Annotated in this window: 1 protein-coding gene and 1 pseudogene; both read left to right on the forward strand. The window is 54.5% G+C overall.

The annotated features are described in order from the left end of the window. Positions 1-20: 20 nt before the first annotated feature. Positions 21-1,139, forward strand: coding sequence for an ISAs1 family transposase (locus Q358_RS0113860; RefSeq protein WP_027962521.1), 1,119 nt, complete (start codon positions 21-23; stop codon positions 1,137-1,139). Positions 1,140-1,169: 30 nt separating this feature from the next. After that, positions 1,170-1,844, forward strand: a pseudogene (locus Q358_RS17635) (ISAs1 family transposase); the annotation flags it as partial. Positions 1,845-1,866 lie beyond the last annotated feature (22 nt).

The following is a 1,866-nucleotide window of genomic DNA, read 5'->3' on the forward strand; positions in this document are numbered from 1 at the left end:
TTTTGCTCATGGATGATCCGATGCTGACACCGTCTCTTATGCACCATTTATCGATTGTTCCCGACTTCCGCCAGGCGTGGAAAGTGCAGCATCAGTTGTCAGACATCTTGTTTCTGACTGTCTGTGCGGTGATCTGTGGTGCTGAAGGTTGGGACGAGATAGAAGATTTTGGCCACGCGAAGCTGGATTTTCTTCGCCAGTACGGCGATTTTGAGGCTGGCGTACCGAGCCATGACACCCTGGCCAGGGTGATGGCGCTGGTTAATGCCGATCAGCTGCAGAGTGCGTTCGCCGAGTGGATGAAGGCCTGCCATGACGTCACTGATGGGGCAGTGGTGGCCATCGATGGCAAGACCCTGCGCGGCTCGTACTGCCGTGGTAAAGGCAAGGGTGCGATCCACATGGTCAGCGCCTTCAGCGCCGCGAATGGTGTCGTCCTGGGACAGGTGAAGACGGCACAGAAGTCCAATGAGATTACGGCGATTCCCGAGCTGCTCAAGCTACTCAATCTGCAAGGCTGTCTGGTAACGATCGATGCCATGGGATGCCAGAAGAAAATCGCCACTCAGGTCCTGCAGAAGGGGGCTGATTACTTGCTATCGGTGAAGGGCAACCAGCCAGCCCTGGCTGACGCCTTCGAGGCTGCATTCCCGATAGCCAAGGTAGCGAGCTTTGCGGGTGACTCATATGTCACGGACGAAAAGAACCGCGGCCGACAAGAGACGCGCTATCACATCGTGAGTGAACTTACCGAAGAATTTCAAGAGATTAGCTATGAGTGGCCAGGCTTGAAAACGGTGGGAGTGGTGATGAGCTTCCGCCAAGAGGGTGACGAAGCCCCTGAAGAGCCGATGATCCGCTACTACATCAGCTCAGCCGATCTCAGCGCTAAAAAGCTCGCCGAAGCGGCCCGGCAGCACTGGCACATTGAGGCAAAACTTCACTGGTCCTTGGACGTGGCGCTTCGTGAGGATGCCTGCAAAATCCATCGCGGCCAGGCGGCGGAAAACCTCGCCAGGGTCCGACATATCGCCCTGAATTACCTGAAAGGGGAGAAGTCTTTCAAGGGTGGAATCCGGCGAAAACAGAAGAAAGCGGCGCTGGATGAGACGTACCTTGCCGACATTCTCGCGGTGTAGGTTTTTTCATGCGTTTTCCCTGAGGATAAAAGCAACGAAATTACAGCCATTCCTGAGCTACTGAAGCTGCTGGATCTCTATGGCTGCCTGGTCACCATTGATGCCATGGGGTGTCAGAAGAAAATCGCCCAAACGATTCGTGAGAAAGGCGCCGACTACCTGTTGTCAGTGAAGGAAAACCAGCCCAGGCTGGCTGCAGCTTTCGAAGAAGCCTTCCCGATGAATGTGATTGCGAACTATCCCGGTGATTCCTATGTCACGGTTGAGAGGAACCGGGGGAGAGAGGAGTCCAGGTACCATGTGGTTAGCGATGTAACTCAAGATTTTCAAGAGCTTAGCTACGAGTGGCCAGATTTGAAAACTGTTGGTGTCGTACTGTCTTTCCGGCATGAAGGGGAGGGGGCACCTGCGGAAACGGTGGTACGCTACTACATCAGTTCTGCCACGCTAACGGCGGAACAATTCGGAAAAGCGGTTCGCCAGCATTGGCAGATTGAAAATAGGTTGCACTGGTGCCTTGACGTCGCCATGCGGGAAGATGCTTGCCGAATTCACCGAGGACGGGCCGCAGAAAACCTGGGTAGAGTGCGACATATCGCGATGAACTACCTGAAAGGAGAGACGCATTTCAAAGGCGGTGTGCGGCGGAAACAAAAGAAAGCGGCGCTGGATGAGACGTACCTTGCCGACATTCTCGCGGTGTAGGTTTTTTCATGCGTTTTCCCTG

It is taken from the genome of Halomonas halodenitrificans DSM 735, from assembly GCF_000620045.1.
GTDB classification, from domain to species: domain Bacteria; phylum Pseudomonadota; class Gammaproteobacteria; order Pseudomonadales; family Halomonadaceae; genus Halomonas; species Halomonas halodenitrificans.

Bases quoted from the DNA above. Each gene is read 5' to 3' on its own strand.
- Q358_RS0113860 (WP_027962521.1), top strand. From the start codon at position 21: ATGCTGACACCGTCTCTTATGCACCATTTATCGATTGTTCCCGACTTC.